General features: G+C 63.0%; 9 protein-coding genes and 1 riboswitch. Of the genes, 3 read left to right on the forward strand and 6 right to left on the reverse strand.

Annotated features, from left to right (window positions below; translation table 11 throughout):
* The first annotated feature begins 86 nt into the window (after positions 1–86).
* The 3 genes from acs (at position 87) to ACVOMB_RS11915 (ending at position 4,001) form a co-directional block, all read left to right on the forward strand.
* A complete protein-coding gene (acs, locus tag ACVOMB_RS11905; protein ID WP_481531374.1) occupies positions 87–2,030 on the forward strand; it encodes an acetate--CoA ligase in 1,944 nt (647 codons plus the stop codon).
* A gap of 129 nt (positions 2,031–2,159) precedes the next feature.
* Positions 2,160–2,825 carry a response regulator transcription factor gene (locus ACVOMB_RS11910; RefSeq protein ID WP_057629262.1) on the forward strand — a complete coding sequence of 222 codons (666 nt, stop codon included), beginning with the start codon at positions 2,160–2,162 and terminating at the stop codon, positions 2,823–2,825.
* Positions 2,826–3,220: 395 nt separating this feature from the next.
* Positions 3,221–3,385, forward strand: a riboswitch (yybP-ykoY riboswitch).
* Between the two features lie 7 nt (positions 3,386–3,392).
* A complete protein-coding gene (locus ACVOMB_RS11915; protein WP_481531375.1) occupies positions 3,393–4,001 on the forward strand; it encodes a manganese efflux pump MntP in 609 nt (202 codons plus the stop codon).
* Positions 4,002–4,208: 207 nt separating this feature from the next.
* Here ACVOMB_RS11915 and ACVOMB_RS11920 read toward each other — a convergent pair whose 3' ends face one another.
* The 6 genes from ACVOMB_RS11920 to ACVOMB_RS11945 all read right to left on the reverse strand — a co-directional run bounded on the left by ACVOMB_RS11920 (position 4,209) and on the right by ACVOMB_RS11945 (position 24,781).
* Entirely contained in the window at positions 4,209–7,649 is a 3,441-nt protein-coding gene (locus tag ACVOMB_RS11920) for a hybrid sensor histidine kinase/response regulator (RefSeq protein WP_481531376.1), read from the reverse strand.
* Between the two features lie 331 nt (positions 7,650–7,980).
* The gene (locus ACVOMB_RS11925; protein ID WP_481531377.1) at positions 7,981–9,000 is read right to left on the reverse strand and encodes an OmpA family protein; all 1,020 of its coding nucleotides are present in this window, start codon (positions 8,998–9,000) and stop codon (positions 7,981–7,983) included.
* Between the two features lie 10 nt (positions 9,001–9,010).
* Complete coding sequence (locus tag ACVOMB_RS11930) at positions 9,011–12,391, reverse strand: Ig-like domain-containing protein (RefSeq protein WP_481531378.1); 3,381 nt, start codon at positions 12,389–12,391, stop codon at positions 9,011–9,013.
* Positions 12,388–21,417 carry an SdrD B-like domain-containing protein gene (locus ACVOMB_RS11935; RefSeq protein WP_481531379.1) on the reverse strand — a complete coding sequence of 3,010 codons (9,030 nt, stop codon included), beginning with the start codon at positions 21,415–21,417 and terminating at the stop codon, positions 12,388–12,390. The genes ACVOMB_RS11930 and ACVOMB_RS11935 overlap by 4 nt, the downstream gene beginning before the upstream one ends.
* Before the next feature lie 331 nt (positions 21,418–21,748).
* Positions 21,749–22,486: a winged helix-turn-helix domain-containing protein gene (locus tag ACVOMB_RS11940; RefSeq protein WP_481531380.1), complete on the reverse strand. Its 738-nt coding sequence runs from the start codon at positions 22,484–22,486 to the stop codon at positions 21,749–21,751.
* 144 nt (positions 22,487–22,630) lie between these two features.
* Complete coding sequence (locus ACVOMB_RS11945; RefSeq protein ID WP_481531386.1) at positions 22,631–24,781, reverse strand: S46 family peptidase; 2,151 nt, start codon at positions 24,779–24,781, stop codon at positions 22,631–22,633.
* Positions 24,782–24,893: the final 112 nt, after the last annotated feature.

Below are 24,893 nucleotides of genomic sequence, written 5' to 3' on the forward strand. Positions count from 1 at the left end.
GGTGGATGCGGCACACTTGGGGTGTCCCGGCCCTGTCTCACGACAGGGCTCATTCATTGGTTACAAGTGCAAAGGTGAGGGTTGCCATGACTGATGTATATCCCGTTGATTCCGCGTTCGCCGAGAAGGCACGGATCGACAAGAACACGTACCAACAGCTGTACCGCGAATCGATCGAAAACCCGGATGCGTTCTGGGCCAAGGCTGCCGAACGCCTGGACTGGTACAAGAAGCCGACCAGGATCAAGAACGTCAGCTACCAGCTCGACGATTTCCGCATCAAGTGGTTCGAGGACGGCGAGCTCAATGTCAGCGTCAACTGCCTTGACCGGCAGCTGGCCACGCGCGGCGACAAAACCGCGCTGTTGTTCGAGCCCGATGGCCCGGACAGCCCGGCGCAGAAGGTCACCTACCGCGAACTGCATGAGCGCGTCTGCCGCCTGGGCAATGCGCTGCGCAACCTCGGCATCAAGAAGGGTGACCGCGTCACCATCTACCTGCCGATGATCGTCGACGCCGCGGTGGCGATGCTGGCCTGCGCCCGCGTCGGTGCGATCCACTCGGTGGTGTTTGGTGGTTTTGCTGCCAACTCCATCGCCGACCGCGTCGGTGACTGTGCCAGCAAGCTGATCATCACCGCCGACGAAGGCCTGCGTGGTGGCAAGAAGGTGCCGCTGAAGGCCAACGTCGATGCCGCGCTGAAGCTGCCCGGCACCAGTACCGTGGAAACCGTGCTGGTCGTGCGCCACACCGGTGGTGCGGTCGACATGCAGGCGCCGCGCGACCGCTGGTTCCACGATGTGGTGGACACCCAGCCGGCCGAATGCGAACCCGAGCGCATGAACGCGGAAGATCCGCTGTTCATCCTCTATACCTCCGGCTCCACCGGCAAGCCCAAGGGCGTGCTGCACACCACCGGCGGTTACCTGCTGTACGCGGCCTACACCCATGAAGCGGTGTTCGACCTGCGCGAAGACGACATCTACTGGTGCACCGCCGACGTTGGCTGGGTCACCGGTCACAGCTACATCGTCTACGGCCCGCTGGCCAACGGCGCCACCTCGGTGATGTTCGAGGGCGTGCCGAATTACCCGAACACCTCGCGTTTCTGGGAAGTGATCGACAAGCACCAGGTCACCATCTTCTACACCGCGCCCACCGCCATCCGTGCGCTGATGCGCGACGGCGAGGAGCCGGTCAAGCGCACCTCGCGCAAGAGCCTGCGCCTGCTCGGCAGCGTTGGCGAGCCGATCAATCCGGAAGCCTGGCGCTGGTATTACGACGTGGTCGGCGATGCACGTTGCCCGATCGTGGACACCTGGTGGCAGACCGAAACCGGCGGCATTCTTATCTCGCCGCTGCCGGGCGCGACCGACCTCAAGCCGGGCTCGGCAACGCTGCCGTTCTTCGGCGTGCAGCCGGCGCTGGTCAGTGCCGACGGTGAGCCGCTGGAAGGCGCCACCGAAGGCAACCTGATCATCCGTGACTCCTGGCCGGGCCAGATGCGCACCGTCTACGGTGACCACCAGCGCTTCATCGACACCTATTTCCGCACCTACCCGGGCAGCTACTTCACCGGTGACGGCTGCCGTCGCGATGAAGATGGCTATTACTGGATCACCGGTCGCGTCGATGACGTGATGAACGTATCCGGTCACCGCATCGGCACGGCCGAAGTGGAAAGCGCGCTGGTATCACACCCCAAGGTGGCCGAAGCGGCCGTGGTCGGCTTCCCGCACGAGATCAAGGGCCAGGGCATCTATGCCTACGTCACCCTGATTGCCGGCGAAGCGCAGACCGACGAACTGCTCAAGGAACTGGTGGCATGGGTGCGCAAGGAAATCGGCCCGATCGCCGCACCGGATCACCTGCAGTGGGCACCGGGCCTGCCCAAGACCCGCTCGGGCAAGATCATGCGTCGTATCCTGCGCAAGATCGCCGAGAACGCCCCTGACCAGCTCGGTGACACCTCCACGCTGGCCGATCCATCGGTGGTTGCATCGCTGGTGGAAGAGCGCAAGGTTCGCTAAGCGTTACAAACCCGGGGCACCACGGTGCCCCGGTTGTCGGTCCGTGTGGAGGGCATGGATCGGCATCTGTACCGTTATCCTGTTTCACCGGAAGGGCGTCACGCCCCTTACTTCAGCATTGGATCGCATATGCCTACCCTCCTCATTGCCGATGACCATCCGCTGTTCCGCGAAGCCCTGAAGGGCGCGGTGCAACGCGTCATCCCCGGCGTGCAGCTGATGGAGGCCGACAGCGTGGAAGCGCTGTACGCACTGGCCGAACAACACCCCGATGCCGACCTGGTATTGATGGACCTGAACATGCCCGGCGCGCAGGGCTTCAACGCGCTGGTGCACCTGCGTTCGCTGCATCCGCAATTGCCGATCGTGGTGGTATCCGCGCGCGAGGAAGCAACGGTGATGCGGCGCGCCTTGGACCATGGCGCATTTGGCTTCATTCCCAAATCCGCCGATTCGGACACTATCGGCCATGCCCTGGGCACCATCCTCGACGGCGAGCGCTGGGCCCCGGCCGAAGCCCACAACGTACCGCCGACCCCGAATGAAGAACGCGAAGTCGGCCAACGCCTGCGCGAACTGACCCCGCAGCAGTTCCGCGTCCTGCAGATGCTGGGCGTGGGCCGCCTGAACAAGCAGATCGCCTATGACCTGGGCGTCTCCGAGGCCACCATCAAGGCCCATGTCACCGCCATCCTGCGCAAGCTCGGCGTCACCAACCGCACCCAGGCGGTGCTGATGGCCGGCAAACTGGCCATCGACGACGACGCCATCGTGCTGCCGCCGGAAGAAGACTGAGCGCTAGTGGCAAAGCCGGCCTTTGTTTATGGGAGCGGCGTAAGCCGCGAAGCCACTGAGCCTGCAGATAGCGGCGATTCCGAACAGTCGCGAACAGCCAGATTTCTGAATGGCGTTGTTTCCGGCCACCGGAATCCACCGGCTTCGCGGCTGACGCCGCTCCCACAAGCAACCAGGCAGCACTACAGGTCCGACCTTTTGTAGGAGCGGCGTAAGCCGCGAAGCCACTGAGCCTGCAGATAGCGGGCTCGCGCGGCCCTCCGAGCATTCGCCGAACAGCCAGATTCATGAATGGCGCTGTTTCCGGCAGCCCGGATCTAGCGACTTCGCGGCTTACGCCGCTCCCACAAACAGGCCAAGCAGCCGCTTTCGCCAGCTTGCTGCTACAATCCGCGCTCCCTTGGGGAGTAGCCTGCTTCCAGTAATGGAAGCGCCCACATCAACATACTCGGCCAGTGCGCCGTGGTGTGGGCAGCCAGACCCGGTTGGCGAGACCAGCGGCATGCGTGCGCAACTACGGTTGGGCGCGGCGCATGTCGTTTGTGTCCGCCCGACCCGGTAATCCAGATGTCTCCCATTTCCATTGTTCTGATCGGCTTCGCCATGTCCACCGACGCCTTCGCTGCGGCGGTCGGCAAGGGCGCTGCCATGCGCAAACCTCGCCTGCTCGACGCACTACGCGCGGGTTTAATCTTCGGCGTGATCGAGGCCATCACCCCCATCATCGGCTGGCTGCTGGGCCGCGCTGCTTCGCAGTACGTACAAGCCTTTGATCATTGGATCGCCTTCGGTCTGCTCGGCCTGCTGGGTGCGCACATGATCATTGCCGGCCTGAAGCCTGATGATGAAACCGAAGGCGACGGTGATGACGACGAAGCCGGCGAGCAGCACAAGAGTTTCTGGACTCTGGCGGTGACCGGCTTTGCAACCAGCATCGACGCGATGGCCATAGGTGTGGGCCTGGCCTTCCTTGATGTGCACATCGGTGTGGTGGCACTGGTGATCGGCCTGTGCACGATGACCATGGTGACCATCGGCATCATGCTTGGCCGTGCCCTTGGTGCCTTGGTTGGCAAGCGTGCGGAAATCATCGGCGGCGTGATCCTGATCATCATCGGCTGCGCGATCCTGTACGAGCATCTGAGTGCAGCAAGCGCTGTTGTAGGAGCTGCATAAACCGCGAAGCTGGCGCGCCATTTGTAGAGCGCAGCCATGCTGCGCTGGGGCATTACCGGCAAGGCCCCTGCCGAGCATGGCTCGGCACTACCTGCTCCGCTCCTGCTCAAAGCCCCTCTCCTGCGAAGCGGGAGAGGGGTTGGGGTGAGGGCAGCTTTTGCTGGTAAAGCCCCTGCCGAGCATGGCTCGGCACTACAGTTCTGACTGCTAGCGCCTGCGCGGGTCGTTCAATGCAGTGAGGAAGGCACGCAGCGAGGCCGGCTTCACCGGTTTGGTCAGCACGCGGTAGCCGCGTTCGCGCGCCATGCGCTTCAACTCATCGCGGCCATCAGCGGTCAGCAACGCGCCCGGCAAGGGCCGACCAGCGGCTTCGCGCAAGGCGACCAAGGTGTCCAGTCCGTCCAGACGATCATGCAGGTGGTAATCCACCAGCATCACATCGGGCTGTTCACTCAACTTCTGCAAAGCCATGTCCACCGTGCTGGCGGCGATCACTTCCACCTTCCAGCGGCCCAACAAGGCACGCATGCCGTCGAGGATTTCCTGATCGTTGTCCACGCACAGCACACGCATGCCGGCCAAGGAATCATCACCACCGAATGCCGTCTGCTGACGCGGCGACGGCACCGCCACTGCCGGCGTTTCCACCCGCGGCAAGCTGATCGAGAACATACTGCCGTGGCCGGGCTGGCTGCGCGCATTCAAACCGTGATCGAGCAGACGCGAAATGCGTTGGCAGATCGACAAGCCAAGGCCCAGGCCCTGCTCACCCCAGTCGAATGGCTGCTGGTAGCGATGGAACTCGTTGAATATCTGCTGCATGTGATGCTCGGGAATGCCCGGCCCGGTATCCCATACCTGCAACTCCACCTCATCACCACGCACACGCAGCGCCAGCACGATGCGGCCGCTACGCGTGTAGCGCAGTGCATTGGCCATGAAGTTCTGCAGCACACGGCGCAACAGGCGCCGATCACTGCGCACCCACGCTGTGCGTGCAAACACATGCAGGCGCAGACCGCGACCAGCGGCGACCGGTGTGTACTGTGCCGCGAGCTCGCGCACCAGTACGCTGGCATCGAACTCGCTGATGGTCGGACGCAGGCCGCCTGCATCCAGTCGCGATACATCCAGCAGACCATCCAGCAACTCTTCGGCAGCGCGCAGGGAAGCATCGACACGCTCGGCCAGATGCCGCTGCTCGTCGGTCTCGTGCAGGCTGTCGCGCAGTGCCGACGCAAACAAGCGCGCCGCATTCAAGGGCTGCAGCACGTCATGGCTGATCGCGGCGAGGAAACGCGTCTTTGATTGCTGCGCTGCTTCAGCCGCCTGCGAACGCTCGGTTACACGTTGCTCCAGGGTTTCGTTGGCTTCCAGCAGCGCCTGCTCGGCGTTCTTGAAGTCAGTGATGTCGTTGTAGCTGGTGACATAGCCGCCACCTGGCAAGGCCTGGCCACGCAGCTCGATCACCTTGCCATCGGCACCAGTGCGCTCGAACACATGCGGCGAACCGGCGCGCATATAACCGATGCGACGATTGATCTGCACTTCGGTATCACCCGAGCCCAGCTCGCCGCGCTCGGCGTTGTAGCGGATCAGATCAGCAACCGGGCGGCCGACGTAAAGCATGCCGTCGGGGTAACCGAACATCTGTTGGTAGCGACGATTCCATGCAGTCAGCCGCATTTCCGGATCGACCACGCTGACGCCGGCGCTTATGTTTTCCAATGTGGTGGACAGAATCTCGCGGTTGAAGCGCAGCTCCTGGCCCGCTTCGTCCAGCACCGCCACCACTTCGCCCAGATCCATACCCGAGCCGCGCAGCAGGCTGGTCAGCAGCAGGCGCGCGGAGGCCGCACCGATGGAAGCTGCAAGCAAGCGCTCGGTGAACTGCACCCAGACGCGGTCAGCGGCAGCGGCAGGTTGGAATTCGCGCTCAAGCAACTGCGCCTGTTCCCCGAACGAACGGCGCGCGCGGTTGTCGCCGATGACGCGCGTAGCCAAGGCCAGCAGATCACGCACCTTGACGTGTGCCGGCCAGTCACCGGCCACCACTGGCCGCTTGGCATAAGGATCAAGGAACGGTGCCGCGCGCAGGCGCTCAGCGACATCAGGGCGCCAGCGCATCGACACCAACAACATGGTCACGGTATTGATCAGCAGCGACCAGAAGGTGCCGTGGGTCAGCGGATCCCAACCGGTCAGGCCGAACAACTGCTGCGGGCGCAGCCAGCCGATACCGAACGGTCCCTCGGTCAGCAGGCTCGCATCCAACCAGCCGCCATGGCTCAACGCCGGCACCAGCAAGGTGTAGGCCCAGACCAGAAAGCCGGCCACCATGCCGGTTTCGACACCGCGTCGGCTGGCGCCGCGCCAGTACAGGCCACCGAGCAGACCTGGCGCGAACTGCGCCACCGCCGCGAAGGCCATCAAGCCGTAAGCGGCCAGCATGGTGTCGTCATTGCTGCCGCGGTAATAGCCATACGCGACCAAAGCCAGCAGCACGATCGCCATGCGCCGTATCCACAGCACACGCGATGCGACATTGGCGGCCTCGCGGTGGTCGCCACTACGGCGCAGCAGCAGCGGCATGACCAGATCGTTGCTGATCATCGTCGCCAGTGCGATCGAGGACACGATGACCATGCCGGTAGCCGCGGAGAAGCCACCGATGTAGGCGATCAAGGCCAGCGTGGTATTGCCGGCAAACATCGGCAAGGCCAATACCAAGGTGTCGTCCGAAGCCAGGCCGGTGCCGAACATCGCCGCGCCGGCGGTGGCGATAGGCACGATCATCAGCGAGATCAGCACCAGATAGCCGCCGAACATCCAGCGTGCGCTGCGCACATCGGCGGCATTGCCGCATTCAACCACCGCTACGTGGAACTGCCGTGGCAGGCAGATCAGCGCAAGAAAACTGAGCAGTGTCTGTGAGACGAAACCCACCGGCGGCATGCCTTCAAACAAGGTGCGTGCCGACTGCACCACCGACTCGCCGCGATCACTCAGCCAGACATAGGCAAATATGCCCACTGCGACGATCGCCAACAGCTTGATCATCGATTCCACGGCGATGGCCAGCATCATGCCGTAGTGGTGCTCGGTGGCATCGACCTGGCGGGTGCCGAACAGGATGGCGAACAAGGCCATCAGCAGCGCCACATACAGCGCCGGATCGGTCAGGAAGCCCTTGCCAGCGGCATCACCGGTGAGCACCTGCAGGCTCATCGCCACGGCCTTGTACTGCAGCGCCAGATACGGCACCACGCCGATCAGCGCGATCAAGGCGACCAGCGCCGCCAACCGCCGCGAGCGGCCGAAGCGCGAGGAGATGAAGTCGGCGATGGACACGACATTCTCGCTGCGGGCAATCAGCGCAAGCCGCTCGATGATCCGCCAGCCGAACATCAGCATCAGCAGCGGGCCAAGATAAATAGGCAGATAGCCGATGCCGTAGCGCACCGCCGAGCCGACCGCACCGTAGAAGGTCCAGGACGAGCAATAGACCGCCAGCGCCAGGCTGTAGACCACCGGCCGCAGCCACGGACGGTCCGGATACAGCGGGCGACGATCACCCCACCACGCCACCCCGAACAGCAGCGCGGCATAGCAGAGTGAGACGAGGAGCAGGATCCAGCTGGAGACCAAGGGTGTTTCCCATGCGACTTAGCCGGGCCAGTGTAGCCATTCCGCCAGTTTGGGGGTTCTACCCCCTCCCTTGTACGCAGCACAGGGGAGGGTTGGGGAGGGGTGCTGTTGGCGATGGCAGCTGGTGCGCTTGCCGTTTGGCATGCCGGTACTTTCTGAAGCCCAAAGCTTCGAGCTGCGCTCGCCTACCCCTCCCCAGCCCTCCCCTGCGCTTTGCGCAAGGGAGGGGGCCAACGGCAACAGCCCTCGGCGGCCTCCTCGCTCGCCAGCCCCCAAACGAACAACGCCCCGGCAGTGCCGGGGCGTTATCGATCAACACTTCGCGCTGAACTTACTGCGCCAACTCAAACCGCACTTCCACACGGCGGTTCGGCAGCAGGCATTCCAGCAAGGCGGCACGCGGCTTGACGCCGTCACACTGCTGCACCTGCTGGGTGTCACCGCGGTACTCGTAACGGATCTTGTCCGCCGGCACACCGCGGCCGATCAGCAACTCACGCACGGTCTTGGCGCGACGCTCGGACAGGGCCTGGTTGTAGTCGAAGCCATTGCCCTGCATGCGGTCAGCGTGGCCAACCAGGGTCACCCCGGCCAGTTCACGCTTCTCGTTACGGATGGTGGCCAAGGCGCGGTCAACGCTCTCCAGCGAGTAGGTGCGGATGTCCTTGTAGCCGTTACGGTCGAACTCGAACAGCACGTTGGCGATCAACGGGCCTGCTGCGACCGGTGCAACCACCGGGCCAGCCGGATCGACGCCGCACAGGCGCGCTGCGGTTTCGGCTTCGTTGACCAGGTCTTCGGCGATCTGGATGTAGGGCTTGGAATGGCGCCACTGCTGCTGGTTGAACTCGTTGCCAGCATGCACCAGCTCCACTTCACCACAGGCCACCTTCTGCGAGGCGCAGGCAAAGCCCGGCGTGCCGTGGATGACCTTCAGGCGCTGCCACAGATCGGCACGCAGGTACTTGGCGCCGTTGACCAGGGCGGTGTCGGTGGGGATCGGCGAGACGCCGTTCTCCATGTCCACGATCAGCTTCTCCGACTCGGTCAGCGCTTCCTGCGGGAAGGCGCTGCGGTCGTTGCGGGTGTATTCGTGGAAGGACACGTCCAGCCAGCACTGCGCCTTGGACAGGTGGTAGTCGCGGATCGGGCGACCACCATCGTTGAGCGCCTGGATGCGGCCCTGGGTCGTTTCATACGACTGCAGGTCGGCATGGATGGCTTCATCGCTGATACGTTTTGCCTGCGGGTTGAGCTGGGTCTGCTGGGCGCCGGCAGTACCGGCGACAGCGAGGACGGCAACAGCCAACAAGCTGCGCAGCGGACGGTTCTTGGTATGCATAAAGGTCATGGTGTCGTCCTCAGCGGGCCGGGTCGCGGTAGCGGACCGGGTCCCGACGGAATAGGTCTTCGTCGAACTTGAAGCGCAGGCGCAGGAAGAAGCCCTGCTGCGTGTACTCGTAGCCATTGAGATCACTGTCGCCTTCAAAACCGGTCCAGTTGTAACCGGCCGACAGCCACAGGTTCTGCCGCAGCAAACGGCCCACTTCCGCGCCATAGGCAAACTGGTTGGCACCGTACTGGCCACGGAAGGTGGAACCGAGCACGCCGATATCCCAGTTTTCGGTGATGTCGTACACGATACGACCGGACACCAGCACCGCATTGAAGCTGCTGTTGACGCGGCTGCCATCGCCATAGGCGAACTGGTCGCGCTGCCACTTGCCGGCAATACGACCGGTCAACCACCACGGCCGCGACGGATGCCAGTCGGCGTGGGTGGAGATGATGTGCGCACGGGTACGTACATCCTGGCTGGTACCACTCACCACGTCGCCGTTGAGCAGGGTCAGGCCGCTTTCGTCGCGCTCGAGCTTGTACTCGTAGCGCATCAAGGCGTTGATGCGGTTGCGGTCGGTGTCGCGGTAGGCCAGGCCGATCTGGAAGCGGTCCTGCAGTACATCGCCGCGTTCTTCGTAGTTGGTGGCCAGCAGGTAATTGCGGCCCAACAGCGTCCAATCGCGGCTCAGCTTGCGCGCAACCATGAACTGCAGCAGTGAGGTCGTGAAGGCCTCGTTGCTGGTCGTGGTGCCCGGCACGTCTTCGGAGATGCGGTGCTCGGCACGGATCGCGCCGCGCCACAGCGGGTTGGCACTGTAATCCAGGGCGAGGGCCAGACCGGTGCTGTCACCGGTATCGCCAGCGACCACGTTGACGCGCTCGATCGAGCTGCTCAGGCGCAGGCCCTTGGCGATATCCCAGTTGTTGCGGATACCCGAGGCGGCCTGCACATCACGGCCACTGATGGCATCACGCAGGCGGTACTCGGAGAACGCCTGGGTATCGCGGATGTAGCTGCTGTCGATACCGAACACCAGCGCATCGGCCTCGCGGTCGGTGGTGGTGATGCCGTAGGCGCTGGTCAGACCGGTCTGCTTTTCATAGCGGCCGTAGATACGGCTGCGCTCGAACAGCTGGTAGTCCATGCCGGCGGCAACGCGGTTGCGGTCTTCGCCGCTGACGCTCTGTTCGTACTCGGCGCCGCCACTGAACTTGTCGTTGAAGCGGTAGCCAACGCCGACGCGGGCGCTGTCCGATTCCAGCTTGGTGCCTACCGGCAAGTCGCTGGTCAGGGTGTCACCGTTGCCGCCGCTGTTGATCACCATCAGGCCGGTGGCCGGGTCCAGCGCCTGCTGGCCGTAGCCCAGGGCGCCGCCGCTGGAACCGGTAGCAAAACCACCGGTCAGGCCAGACAACTGGCCATAGCCGGTGCTCGACCACGGCGAGGTGATGCCGATGGTTTCACGGATGCTGCGCAGGCCGAAGTCCAGGGTCAGGCGCTCGGTGGCCGCGACGCGCACACCGGCACCGCCGGCATCACGCTTGCCGCCATCCGGGTTGCGGTCTTCGCTGCGCAGGGCTTCAACGTACAACTCCAGGCGCGGGCCAACGGCATAGGACATGCGGCCGCTGTATTCGCCACGGCCGCCGTACAGCGGTGATGCCTGGTTGTTGAATTCCGGATCGGTACGCGCACCAAACAGGCGCGCGTCGAACTTGTCACCGTCATGGGCGAACTCGACGCGCCATGCGTCGCCTTCAACCTGGCCGGTAATGTCCTTCAAACCCTGCGAGGTGACCTGGTTGAGCGAGTTGGTATTGACCTCGCTCTGGGTGCGCGCGAACTCGGCCACCAGCATGGTGTTCTGGCCGAAGCGATAACCAGCGTTGACGCTGCCCATCTTGAACTCGGCATACGGGTTCTGGTCTTCGACCGCCGACGCACCGACTTCCAGCTTGTCGGTCAGCTTGAACTGGCCATCGGCGCCCACCACCCAGAACTTCTCGGTCTGCTGATCGAGTTCATAGGTAATGCGCAGCGAGACCGGATTCAAGTCGCTGTCGAACGAGGGCAGGAACTGGTTGAGCAGGATGCGGCCGGAGAACGGCTCGAAGCTGTAGTCCACCAGACGTGCCAGCGGCTTGACCGAGACGATGCGCGAAGGCTGGTTGCGGTCACGCACGATCATCTCGACGCGCTCGCTGCCTTCCAGCACCGCGTTGTTACGCAGTGCGTACGGGCCACTGCCCTGGCTGCGGAACTCCTCGATGATCTGCCGCAGCGAATCCTCGATGGCGAACACATTGGTACGCACACGCTCACTTTCAAAGTGCCAGCCAAGGCCGGTCGCGGTGCGGTTGTAGGTACTCAGGCTGCGCTGCGGAATCGGGCCGCTGCCGCCGATGCCACTGGTGGTGGCCAGGGTGTCGCCGGTCTGGAAATCACCGTACAGCAGGTAGCTGCGCTTGTTGTCCACGCGCACATACAGGCGCTCGGCCGAGCGTGCATCGAAGCCACGCAGCGAGGAATCGCCGTAGACCGGATAGAACTCTTCCGGCTGGATGTCACGCAGCAGGCGGCCGCGTACATCCTTGTCCGAGTCATAGGCTGCAGTGAGCAGGTACTCACCCTTGATGCGGCCCTTGACGAAGAACGCAGTGCGCGCCGAAGCGCTGGCCTTGCCGTTGTTGAACTGCTTCTCCCAGCGGCGGATGTCGCGGTCAAACGCATCGTTGTGCTGCACCGGCGAGATCAGGCTGGCGTTGGACTTGTTGCGGAAGTTCAGCACGCCTTCGATCAAGCCGGTGGCGAGCATGTCGCGCATTTCCGGCAGGAAGCCAATGGTGCCTTGGGCCGTTTCGCCACCGGCGGTGATGCGCAGCAGTACGTCCTGCGGATCATGCGGGGCGATCAGGTCGAACTCGGCAACACCGTTTTCAACTTCCACCTGGATGCCCGGCATCACCTTGTCGGCGTCGCTGGCACCCGGGCCGAACTCATCGGTACGCGAGCCCGGCAGGCGGATGCGACCACCGCTGTTCTCGATGGTGACGAAGGACTTGCCTGCCAGCGGCTTGCCGTCGGCACCGAGCAGATGCACGGTGACGTGCACCGGCGTCTGCCCATCGGCTGGCACGCCGTCGCGGTCTACTTCCACCGAGACACGATCAACACCGGCATTGCGGCTGTAATCCACTTCACCCGAACGCGCAGCCACCACTTCCGGCGGCGCATCGGTGGTGGTCAACGAGCGCGGATACAGCGTGCTGCTGTCACCGATTACCGGGGTGAAGCGGGTGCTGCTGCCCACGTTCTGGGCCATCAGCGGCAGTGAAGCCGTTGCCAATGCGCAGGCCAACAGGCTTACGCGCGGCATCTTGCGCAGGGCGGTGCGGCTCATGGCTGCACCTCCTGCTGGGCCGCCGCGGACGGCGGGTTGGGTCGCGGTTGCACGATCGGTCTCTGATTGGACGAGTCCGTGGCCTGCTGCGGCGCACGGGCGGGCTTGCTGTCAAAGCGCAGCTGCGACTGCCCGGTTTCGGTTTCCGGTGCGCGCACCTCACCCTGGGTACGACGCGCCTTCACCTGCTCCAGCAGCGGGTTGGAGCAGCTGCCCTCGACGAAGTCGGCGCGGTGCAGCTCACCGTTCTTCAGGTCCAGGAACAGGCTGTCGGCATCACCCAGGTTGCGGTTGCTGCTGGTGGTCAGACGTGCGCCCACCGGCAAGGTGGACGGGTCCACCTTCAAGGTGTGGCTCTGCGGGGTCAGGCCGCAGTAGCTGTACTTGCCTTCGGAATCGGAAATCATCCAGGTGCCGTTGGAGAAGTACATGCGTACGCCCGGGATGCCCAGCTCTTCCTCGTCCTGCACGTGGTTGTTGTTGCAGTCCACGAAGATCTTGCCCAGCACACAGGCTTCCTCGGTGAAGACGCCGCCGGTGACGCGCACGCGGTACTCGGCACGGTTGGACGGAATCGAACCCGGTACCGGCGTCATCGTGCCCGGATCGATACAGCCACCGCTGATCGAGCAACCATGTGCCTGCGCACGGTTGATGCCATCGCCCTGCTGCGCACCGACGCCGACGCGCACCCGGTAGGTGAGCACCAGCTGCTGGCCGACGTTGATCGGGCCAAGGTTGAAGCCCAGACGCGGGCCCGGCTTGCCGAACGGATCTTCAACGGCGCGCCCACCCACACGGCCAGTGCCGTCGATGTAGGTGAAGCCACGCGGCAGCGTATCGACCACGTTCAAGGTGGCCATCGCACTGCCGGCGGTCTGCCGCACGGTGATGGTGTACTGCACGGTGTCACCGATTTCAGCGGTCTGGCGATCACCGGTCTTGGTGATGACCAGGCCGGTGGCCTGCGCGGTATCCAGCGGGATGTGGTTGTGCACGATGCCAGCGGTCGACGAACCTGCGAACAGGGTCAGCCAGTACTGGGTCGGCGTGCCCACTGCACCGGTGGGTGCATTGGCCTGCGGCTGCACCAGATGGCTGCTGCCCGCAGCACCGGCCGGGGACAGCGAACCGTCCTGCGCCGGGATCAACGAGGACACGAACTGGTAGCCACCCGGCGGCGTCACCGTCAGGCGAAGCTCGCAACGCGCCGGCGCAGCCGGGCCGAAGGTGAACTGGTAATAGCCATTGCTGCCTACCGTCATCGATACCGCATTGCCTTCCACGCGGTAACCACCGGCGCCGGCATTGAGGATGGCGGTCATCGGGTCATAGCCATTGCACACGCCTACCGGCGTGATGGTGACGATGGAGCCCGGCACCGGATCACGGGTGACGGCGTCATACACCACACCGGACGGATCCACCGGCAGGCTCTGCTGCGGCAGATGCTGGCCGGCTTGAAGCACGACCTGCAGCTGGCTACGTCCGTTCTCGGTGACACGGCAGGCCGAGGTACCGCTGCTGTTGATGGCATTGGTCGCGTCACAGGAGACGTTTATGCCAGCGGCGGTTTCCTTGTTGACCGGCCATGCCCACACCACACCGGAGGCTGGCTCACGGAACTGGATGTTCCACTTCTCGCCCGGGACAACATCGCCAAAGCGATAGCTGCCATCGGCCGCAGTGGTGGTGCTCTTGCTCACCACACCGGTGGTCGCATCGACCAGCTCCACGATCCACGCCTGCAGGCGCTGATCGCCGCCGTCCAACAAGGTGTCTTCGCTACCGATGTCGAACCACACGGTGCCGCCGACCGAAGCCGACAGCTGCACCTGGTTGGGCACGCGGCAGGCATTCTGACTGATGGCGGTATCGCACACCGGCAGCGTGCTGACGTCACCTTCAAAGTTGTTGCGCTCGGTGGTGGTCGGGGTACGGAACTCGTTCTCGCCGCCGCCTTCAATCAACACCGCGTTATTGACGGTGCCGGCATTGGCCGCTTCGGCCGAGACATTGGCCTTGACGGTAATGTCGGACAACGAGGTAGCACCGGCATTGACCACTTCCGAGCTACGGCATTCAAAGCGTGCATCACCAATCGCGCCGGAACAGGTCCAGCCGTTACCGGCCGGAACTTCAGCCAGGCTCAGGCCAACCGGCAGACGATCCTTGACGATGTACTCGCCGAAGGACGGCTTCTGCCCGCCATTGCGCACGCGGATGGTGTAGCTGGCCACGTTGTTGACGGTGAACTTCACCGTGTTGGACGACTTGCTCACCAGCATGTCCGGCGAATCACCGATCTCACCGAAGTTGTTGTCGATGGATTTCGCGCCGATGGTCAGCTTGATCGCGCTGATCTTCGAAGGCACCGTCGTTTTGTCGGTGGCCGTTCCCACACGCTGGCCACCAATGGTGCCCGGCGAGGTGAAACCGTTCAGCGTTGCCGGCGGCTGGGTCGGCTCGGTCACCTCATAGGTGCCCGGGCGCAGTCCATCGAAGCTGTAACGCCCATCCTTGTCGGTCTTGAGCGTGATGTTGACAGCCACGCCCATGTCGTCGACACCGGTCAACTCCACGTCGACGTTGGCATAGCCAACTTCGTCCGGCTCGATCACGCCGTTGTCGTTGCTGTCGTTGTAGACGCGGCCACTGATGCTGCCGGACGGCAGTTCAGCAAAGTTGTTGTCCACCGAGTGGGTGGTCACACCAAGCGTGATCTTGCTGATCACCGATGCCGGATCACCCTGCTTGCCCGCGGTGCCGCCGGTGCTGCCTGGCACGGTCTTGCCGTCCACGGTGTTTGCCGGCTGGGTCGGTTCGGTAATCGTGTAATCGCCCGGCGGCAGGCCTACAAAGGCGTAGCTGCCATCCGGATTGGTGGTAACGGTTTCGCTGATCTTGGTGCCGTCGGTTGCAGTGCCTTCCAGCGTTACCGTCACCCCACCCAGACCATTCTCACCCGAGCCAACAATGCCGTCGTCATTTGTATCCAGCCACACCTTGCCGCTGATGCTGCTGTCACGCGGGGTTTCGCCAAACAGGTTGTCGATGGAGGCGCTGCCAGGCACGGTCAGGTTGATGGCCGAAATGGCGCTGGGCAGCGTGGTCACCGGCGTTGCGGTGCCGGACGTGATGCCCGACACCGTACCTGCGGTGGTGATGCCGTTGGCGGTACCGGTCGGCTGGTTCGGCTCGGTCAGTACATAGGTACCCGGGCGCAGACCTTCGAACAGGAACTTGCCACCATTGGCGGTGTTCACCGGCACCACCATGGTGGTGGTGACCGGACCCAGATCATCCACACCGGTCAGCTGGATCAGAACGCCATCCAGCCCGACCTCGGCAGCACCGCTCATGACGCCGTCGTTGTTGACGTCCATGAACACCGTACCGACCACGGAAACCGGCAGGATCTCGCCGAAGTTGTTGTCTAGCGAGGAACCACCGGCGGGCAGGGTGATGCCACTGATGGCCGAGGGCACCACGCTCTTGCTGGTCGGCTGGCCTGCAGTACCACCGGCGCTGACGGAGCCCGGGTTGGTCGCACCGTTCAGCGTCACTACTGTGTTGAACAGCGGCTGGGTCTGCTCGGTAACCACATAGCTGCCATTGGGCAGGTCGCGGAACACGTACTTGCCGGCAACGGTCTGCTGTACGGCCACTGCTTCACCAAACACGTTCAGAACGCCGGCGCCCAACGTCACGCCCACACCATTCAGGTCCGCGTCCGTGGCGCTGTAAACGCCGTCATTGGCGGCATCCAGGTAAATCCGGCCGCTGATGCTGCCGGCGACTTCACCGAAGTTCTGCGCCTGCAGGCCAACCGCAGGTACCTGGATGGTGTTGATTACATTGTTGGTGGCTTCTTTGCCGCTGCGCAAAGCAGTCGGCTGGGTCTGCCGGATCTGATAGCGGGCACCGGCGACCACTTTGCCACTGGCAACGTTGAAGTCGACGAAACCGTACGCGCCGCCCGCATCTGTCGTTGTCTGGGCCAGCAACGTCGTGCCGTTTTCGTCGTACAAGGCAATCGCGACGCCGCCCAAGCCACGGTCCACGCCGCTGTTGAAAGCGCCGTTGCCGTCATACAGGCCGGTGCCGGTGGAGTCTTCGCGATCCACATAGACAACACCGGCCACCGATGCCACCTGCGCTTCGCCGAAGTTGAACTCGGTGCCATTGCCTGCAACCAACTTGATGTTGTCGATGCGCGAGGCATTGGTAGCAACGGTCTGCGTGGTGCAGGTCGTGCACAGCACGCCGCCAATCTGGCCCGGGTTGATCGCGCTCGGGCGGTCCTGGTAACCCGCCGGCAACGGCTCACGCAGGCTGTAGATCAGGCCCGGGTGTAGTTCGGTGAATATGTAGTAGCCACCTGCAATGGTTGTTTCAGTAGCAATCACGTTGCCAGCTGCATCCAGCAGCTCGACCGTGGCCGGGGTAATGCCCGGATCAGTGCCCACGTCACGCACATCGTTCAAACCGATATCCGCATAGACATAGCCGGACAGGGTGACCGCCTGAACTTTCGGGAAGTTGTAGTTGATTGCAGTGGCACCCTTGGTGCCGATGGTGCCGAGGTTTGCCACCACGCTGGGGGTGACCACCGCCACGTAGGTGGAGTTGACCGCTGCCAGATACGAACCGGGATTGAACGTTGCCGAATCGACGCCCGTGGTCGGCGGATCCACCAGACCATTGCTGTATCCGGCCACGTGGCTCTGGGTAACGGTGTAGCCGTTGGCATCAGATGGCGGCAGGTTGTCGAAGCGGTACGCGCCGCCGCCAGCCGTGATCAGCGTCTTGGTTACGTCCGCACCGTTGAAGTCCTTGCCGGTCAGGGTGATGGTGACATTGTTGATGCCGGTCTCACCGCCCTGCTTGATGCCATCGCTGGCACCGCCATTGCTGTCCACGAATACGTAGCCAGCGATCGACAGGTTGACCACATTCAACGGAACGGTGGTGGTGTCGTTGCTCGGATTCGGATCGATCTGTTCGGTGGTGACTTTGGCGGTGTTGTTCGAGGTTCCCAGCGGTGCCGTGCTGCCAGGTGGCAAGTCATCCCAGCGCGACGGCACGATGATGCGCACGGTGCCAAGGTTGCCACTGGCGAAGGTCACGTCACCGACTTCGCAGGTGATCGTGCGCGAGGCCAAGGTGCAGGTGCCCGCGCCATTCGGCGAGGCTCCGGCAAATGCAGGACCGGTCTTCTGCCAACGGATCCCGGACGGATCGGTGACCACCACGCCGACAGGCAAGGTGTCGACGATGACGGTGCCACCACCACCGGTTGCCTTCGCGCGATCACGGGCAAGACTCTGGCCCGAACCATGGTTGGTAGCGGTCAGTACATACCAGAAGTTCTGCTTGATGCTGACCACGGCAACGCTGGCCGGCAATGCCACGCTCGGATCGACGCTGGGCGCGGTCACGACCATGGTCTTTTCCACGCCCATGTCCGCCGTCATGTACAGCGTCGTGGTTTCGGTGACGTCGTTGTTGCCGCCCTGCGGGTCCACTTCCGAGGAGCTGACTACAACCTGATTCCTTACCGTATCGCCACTGGCACCCGGCTCGGTGTCGTAGCGGTAGCGAAGGTATACGAAAGACTTGTTCTGGCCGGTAGCCGAGGAGATCACACCTGGCGCATTGTTCGCGCCGTAGCCCGCACCGGGCATGTTGCAGATCACGTGCAGCTTGGCGGTACCCGTACTATTGCCGGTCACGGCTGCCGGGCCCTGTACCGCGCAAAGCGTGCTGCCGTAATCGGCGTCATTAACGGATGAAGTGGCAGATGCACCGATGAAGGTGACGGTCTTGCCTTCCGGTGGCGTCAGCCAGTCTTTGGCAATTGCGTTGGTAGCAATGGACGGGCCACCGTTGGTGAGCTCGAGCATATACGTCAGTACGTTCTTTGCCGGCTGGGTACCGTCGTAGCCAATCGGGTCCTTGAACGAATCGAACACGTCCTTCTTCTGCACAGCAAGGTCAGCCTCGCCCTGCTTGAAGTTAAGTCTGGCGTCCTTGGTGTCGTCACTGACATCGGTATTGCTGTTGTAGATGAAATCACCATTGGCATCAATGCCGTGGTAGTCCGCACCGGTACCCGTATTGATGGTGAAGTTGCCGGTATTGTCGACGTAACGGCCGGTATTGCCGCTGTTGACGTTGGGGCGAATGGTGACGTTGAGGGTCTGCTCGCTGCCTGCCGAAAAATCCGACGCTGGGCAAGCGATCGTCAAGGTCTGTACTTGGGTGGTGTCGCTATTGGAGTAGGAAATGCCGCCCTGCCCCTGTACTTGGACAATACCCGCGTCCTTGTCGACGACACTGCATGTCGCACCACCAGCTGTCTTGGCATCGATCAGCACAAAACCGGCGTCGCCTGCGAGCAGCTTGAAGGTGTCACGCATGACCACACCCGGCACGGTCGACGGACCGTCATTCCGGTACTCGACGCGGTAGACCGAGTTGACACCGGCTTGGCCATCGTTGGCGCCGCTGGTGATGCTCTTGCTCTGCGTCTTCATGTTCGCGTAGCGCTCGACACTGACCCAGTCGCTGGCGTAGTTGTCCGACCAGTCACCCTCACCCAGCGAGCCCGGCTGCGCACCGTCGATACCTACGCCGACGGTGTTGCAATGGAAGTGCTGCTGGTTCGGCAGAACCGGCGGCGCATTCGGGCACGCAAGTACCTTGCCGACACTGTCGACAAGGAAGCCCGGCGAGACACCATCGGTGTGGGTCAGCTTGATAGTGATCGTGTTGACGGCGCCGTTTGCCATAACCATCGCTTCGGAGCGACAGATGACGGTTTCTATTGCCGTGCAAGCCCAACCAGCAGTGTCGGTCACCGTCGCCTTGGTGAAGCTCGACCAGCCGGGAATCTTGTCGTTCACCACGACGCCGGCAGTGGCATCGCCAGTGTTGGTAACCGTGATGATGTAGCTCATCTCGGTATCGGTGACTTTCAGTACACGGTCGCCGGCGTTCGGCGCTCGGGTTTCCTTGCTCACCTTCAGATTGGCGACGCCGGTGGTGACCGCCATGCCGTCACCAGCGGAAGCGCAATCGTTGGCGGTGACCTTGTCGGCGTTCACACCGGTATTGGTGGTCGGCTCATTGGCAACCGGAGGACCTGTGTAAGCGGGCGGCGTGCTGCCACCGGTGCAGGCCTGGTTGACCAAGGATCCGTCGGGGCCCGTTCCCAGCTCGCGCGCACGGGTGATCAACCGCACCGTCCGCGTCTGGCCAAGATTGAACGGATAGGACGGCGCTTTGAGCGTACAGGTGACCAACTGGCGCACACCGCTGCTCCATGCCGCAGGTACCGCGGCACAGGTGAAGGGACCGTCGAGCACATTCTTGAACTCCTCGCCTTCAGCGAGCAGCTCCTGGATCTCGGCGTTGCCAATGACGTTTGCCGGTCCGTTGTTGCGCAGCGTCAACGTAGACAACATGTCGCTGGCCGCGGTGTTGCCTGCCGGCACCTTGTTTGGCGCCAGGGTGGGATCGGTCAGCGATTGCAGATTGACCTTGGTTTTGTCCAGCTGAAGATCGGCACCATCGGCCAACACCGAGACGGTGGCGCTGTCGCTGTCATTGGTGGCCACCGGGTCTTCAAGCAGCGCCGAATCCACCGTCGCCGAAGCGGTGTAATCACCAGGCGTGGTCGGTGCCGTGCTGTTGATGGTGATCACTTCGCCGATGGCGGACTTGCTGAAGCCCGGCTGGCGCGTACAGGAAAAGGCTACCGGATCGGCACCGGGCACATCCGGTGCGCAGACCCAGCCCGGCGCCTGGCTGACATCCACGCCGTTCCACGGCATGCCAGCGGGCAGGCTGCCCTTGATCACGGCATCGTTGACGGTCTCCGGCCCCTTGTTGGTGACGGTGATCCTCAGATCCAGCGGCTGATCGGTGATGGCAGGACTCTTGCTCCAAGCCAGATCCACACCCAGATCAGCACCAGGCCTGACCCTGGTGTTGGCCTGGGCCGAGTTGTTGTTCGGCTGCGTATCCATCGTGCCGACCGATTTGACCAAGGCATGGTTGGTGACATCACCGGCCGATATGTCGGCCTTTGCCTTGAAACTGAAGGTGGTGGTGGTATTCGCGGCCAGGCCACCGGCGTGGGTCGCGGTGGTGGTGCCTGCATCCCAGCTCCAACCGGTGCCTTGGAAGCTGCTGGCAACCACGGTAAAGCCGGAAGGCAACTTATCGGCGACATTGAAGTTGCTCGCCGGGCCCGGTCCCTTGTTGGTCACCGTCAACGTATAGGTAACTTCGCCACCGCCAACGACACTGGCGGGCGCAGCCGGGTTACTGGTTTTGGTAAGTCCCAGATCGGCCGAGTCGGTCAGCGTGGTGTTGTCTGAAAGCTTGTTGTTGGTGGTGTTGGTATCGCCCTGGAAGAAAGCGTGCGTCGCCGGATCCAGCGCCTGCACACTTTCATTGAGCGCCGGCAACGCACTGACCGCGCCTACCGCACCGTGCACATTGACGACCGACTTGGCCATGCCGTTGGTGGCGATCTTGAGTTGGAACGCCTCGATGCCCAGCGCGGGCAGCGAGGCAAACGTGCAGACGATGCGCAGCGCGCCAGCCGTTGTTGTCTGGCTGCTGCAGTTGGACGGGATCTCGTAGACCGTCATGCCCGGTGCCATGTCGAACACCGCGGCGATGCCCGTAACCGGGCTGGCCTCGATATTGGCGACGACAGCGTCGTAGACCACGATGCCCCCCACCGGCGTCAGGTTGCTGCCGTCGTGGGTGCCGGATGGGTCGCCGTTGGCCATCAACCAAGGGCTGGTCGCATCATTGAACGACGACAGGCCGACGTTGTACGCCATCGCAGCGGGGGCCGCAGCCATCAGACCAGCCATCAAACCCAAAGCCGCCAACTTGCGCAGCCCGCCTTGGTACGCCATCTGCAGCCAGTTCCGCTGTTGCTGGCGTGCTTCGGCCATGTCAAAAGCGTGGCCGGAGCCCGTGTCCTGCTCGAATTGCTTGTTCACCGTGCAAACCTCTTGCATACGCTGCGCGCACGGGCCGCCAGTTCTGGCAGCCCGGAAAAATTCGTGTGGTCAGACAGTTCGCCCCAAAAACGAACTGCCAATTCAGCACCGTGAGGTGCTTTTGATCGCGGCGATTCTTACGGCGTGCACGCGCCTATTCAGTTCCGCTCAATGACGGAAACTCTCACTTACTATCGCAACGGACCTAGGGCCGCCCTCGTGAAATAGCTATCACGTTGATTTAACGAAGGTTTTACTTATTCCTTCAGTCACAAATGTGAATAAGCACATCTTCAAATAAGTGAATTTAGGTTAAACGAAAAAGTGTGAACTAGACCGTCAAACGGTAACCGACACCCCGAACTGCGCGGACCGGCAGGGTACAGCCGGTTGCCGACTGCACGCGGTTGCGTAAACGGTGCACCAGCACTTCAATCCGGTGCGGATCAAAGCTCCAGGGCTGGTCGGTGAGGGCGGTAATCAGGCGCTCGCGGGCGACTGTCTCGGCCGGCGAGGAGAACAGCAAAGTGAGAAATGCGCGTTCAGCCTCGGTCAGCGCCAGTCTCTGGGCATTGGGCCCACGCAGGTCCCAGCCGTCGGCTTCCAGCGACCAGCTGCCGTTGCCGCTATCGGGGCCGGCGGCTTCCATCAATTGTGCCGCTTCACCGGGCAGGCGCCGGCGCAGGCTGTACAGCTTGGCTGCAAGGAATTCAGGCTCCGGCCGATGCGGCAAACAGGCGTCAGCGCCGGCCCACAGGCCATCGGCAATGAGTTTCGGAGTGAGTGGGTCCACCAACAGCACCACGCCCAGGTCGTCACGACGGCGCAGATGCTCGACGGTTTCGACCAAACCGGCGCGGACCCGGGTGGTATCGATCACAACGATGTCGCAGGGAACGATCACCAACTCGCGGTACAGCGCCTCAACACTGTCCAGCGCCTGTATCTGGGCACCGTAGGGCAACAACGGTTGCAACAGCTCCAGGTTACCGACAATCCAGATACGTAGCGGCGCCAAGGCCAAGGGATTGGCTGCGCCAACGGGCGCATAGTTCAGATCCGATGCCACACACTCTCCCTGTCGGGGCCAAGTAAACAGCCCGTGTATGTCTGGGATTTTAGCTCAGCGTAATGTCAGTTATCGCGAAAACTGGGTACACAGCGTTTTATGAATGGAATGAGCGGCGCTTTCGCGCCGCCCATTCTGTTCCGCTTACTCGGCAGGCACGCCCATTTCCTGCAGCAGCGCCGGTGCCGGATAGACCTTGGCCAGCAACCAGCGCAGGTAACGCATATCCACGTGCACGGCACGCTTGTAACGCGGATCGAACCACCAGCTGGCGCTGACCGATTCCCAGTTGGAATCGAAGTTCAGGCCGATCAGCTCGCCCTTGGCATTGAGCACCGGTGAGCCGGAGTTGCCACCAGTGGTGTCCAGGTTGGTCAGGAAGTTGACCGTCTGCGTCTTCAGGGCCGGATCGGCAGTACTGCCGAAGTCGCCCTTGGCGATCGCTGCCAGCAGCGGCTTGGGCGCGTCGAACGGCACCGTGTTGGTGTTCTTCTCGACGATGCCGGCCACCGTGGTCACCGGCGCGTAGCTGACCGCATCACGCGGGTGCAGCGCCTCGACCTTGCCGTAGCTGATACGCAGGGTGCTGTTGGCGTCCGGGTACACCGCCCTGCCCTGGCTTGCACGCCAGGCAAACAGGGCCTGCATGTAGGACGGACGCAGGCGCAGCTGCTCGCCTTCGCGCTCCTTGCTCTTGGCCTCCGCAGCGATCTGCGCCTGCACCAGCGCCGCTGCGGCCTGCATCAGCGGGTCAGCTGCTACCGCCTGGCCTTGCTTGGCGGTGGCGAAGCGCGACAAGCGTGCTTCCTCGGTACCCAGGCCGGTGCCCTTGTAGAGCGCATCCAGACGCTGCGTCAGTTGCGCCGGCGTGCGGCCGAAAACGTCGTCGTAGCCGCGCTCGCGCTGGTCGTCGGGCAGCTGCTGGTAGCGCAGCACCAGCGCACTGATCAACGCCTTCTCGGTGGCCGGATCGTAACGACGCTGTACCTGCTTGAGCACACCTTCGATCAAGGCATGGTCACGCTGCTGGTAACCGCTTTCGCGCTGCGCGTCAGGCTTCGCCGATTCGATGCGCAGGCGCTCAAGCAGCATTGCCGAACGCAGCAGCTGGGTCTGCCCGGTCAAGGTGCTGAGCAGGAACTCGCCGGTACCTGCCTGCTGTCCCGCCGCCAGTGATGCAAACAGCGCATCGATATCGGCCTTGTACTTGCCGTCGGCACTGGCCAGCATCGCCTGCTCATCCTGTGCACGCTGCGTCTTGGCGTCACTGCGCAGCAGGCCTTCCAGCTCACCGGCGGCCCGCTTGCGGTTGTTCTTCAGCGACTGCAGTTGCGAGGCGTAACGCGTGCGTGCATCGGTGCTGTCCTTGCCCTGCGCTTCGATCACATCGATCAACTGCTGGAACACCTCGACACGGCGCGGCAACACGGTATCGATCTGGCTGGCGAACTCATCAGCGGTGCGCAGCCGATAGGTAGTGCCCGGATAGCCGGCCAACATAGCGAAGTCACCTTCCTTGGGACCATCCAACGACATCTTCAGATGCGCCGGCGGCTGGTAAGGCACATTGTCCTTGCTGTACGGCGCCGGCTTGCCGTCCTTGCCCACGTACGCGCGCAGCAAGGTGAAATCGCCGGTGTGGCGCGGCCACATGAAATTATCGATTTCATCGCCGTAGTTGCCGATCGCGCGCGGCGGTGCATAGACCAAGCGGATATCGGTCAACTCCAGCTGACGGATGCAATAGAAGTCGCTGCCGTAATACATATTGGCTACCGAGCAACGCACACGGCCTTCGACCTCGCAGTCGGCGACGATGCGCTTGCGCGCACTTTCCACCGCGTCGAAGTAGGCGCGCCCGGTCTTGCCGCGTGCATCCTTGAGCACCTCATCAGTGACCTTGTCGAAACCCACCGTCACCAGCACCCGGTAATCCGGGTTGGCAGCTCGCTCATCGTCGCGGCCCTGGGCAATGAAGCCATCATCGATGGTGTTGTGCTCCTTGCTGGCGTTGTACTGGATGACGCCATAGGCCACGTGGTGATTAGTCAGCAACAGGCCGTCGTTGGAGACGAATGCACCGGTACCGCCGCCGACACGTACCACCGCGCTCAACGGCGGCGCGGTCACGTCGGCCAACTGCTTCGGGTCACCCTTGAAACCGGCGTCCTTCAGCGTCCTGGCCAGTTCCGGCAGCTGTGTGGGCATCCACATGCCTTCGTTGGCGTGGGCGGCAGCAGTGGCCAGGCTCATGCCAAGCGCCAGCGCGGCAGCAAGTGGTTTACGCGTCATCAGAACTCCAGAGGGTTACAGAACAGGCGGAGACAGTAGCTGTGCAAGCCAGTCGCAGCAACCTTGCACAGATGAATGTGGTCGCAGGACCGACCCTTGCCTACAATCCTTCGAC

This window comes from Stenotrophomonas sp. STEN018 (assembly GCF_056760235.1).

Bases quoted from the DNA above. Each gene is read 5' to 3' on its own strand.
- ACVOMB_RS11910 (WP_057629262.1), top strand. From the start codon at position 2,160: ATGCCTACCCTCCTCATTGCCGATGACCATCCGCTGTTCCGCGAAGCC.
- ACVOMB_RS11925 (WP_481531377.1), bottom strand. From the start codon at position 9,000: ATGACCTTTATGCATACCAAGAACCGTCCGCTGCGCAGCTTGTTGGCT.
- ACVOMB_RS11930 (WP_481531378.1), bottom strand. From the start codon at position 12,391: ATGAGCCGCACCGCCCTGCGCAAGATGCCGCGCGTAAGCCTGTTGGCC.
- acs (WP_481531374.1), top strand. From the start codon at position 87: ATGACTGATGTATATCCCGTTGATTCCGCGTTCGCCGAGAAGGCACGG.
- ACVOMB_RS11915 (WP_481531375.1), top strand. From the start codon at position 3,393: ATGTCTCCCATTTCCATTGTTCTGATCGGCTTCGCCATGTCCACCGAC.